Below are 307 nucleotides of genomic sequence, written 5' to 3' on the forward strand. Positions count from 1 at the left end.
TCCAGAGCGTCTCAGTAAGCACCCACACGAATTACTTAATGCTTGAATTTTTAAAGAACGTCGCTTCGTTTCTCTCAAAGCGGGCTGCGTATTCTATAGAAGCAGCTCTTAGTGTCAAGCGATTTTTTGAATCTTTTCAACTGATCGCCTGACCGTAAACACTGAAAATCATATGCTTACACTTATAGTGAAAAAGCCCCAGTAACTTACGTTACTGGGGCTTTGAATAAGAGCTTGACGATGACCTACTCTCACATGGGGAAGCCCCACACTACCATCGGCGATGCTGCGTTTCACTTCTGAGTTC

At 44.0% G+C, this 307-nt stretch carries 1 rRNA gene; it reads right to left on the reverse strand.

What is annotated here, in order from left to right:
- Positions 1–232: 232 nt before the first annotated feature.
- Positions 233–307: ribosomal RNA gene (gene rrf, locus LGT44_RS20360) — 5S ribosomal RNA — on the reverse strand; the annotation flags it as partial.

The sequence above is a fragment of the Thalassolituus alkanivorans genome, from assembly GCF_020447205.1.
Classification (GTDB): domain Bacteria; phylum Pseudomonadota; class Gammaproteobacteria; order Pseudomonadales; family Oceanobacteraceae; genus Venatoribacter; species Venatoribacter alkanivorans.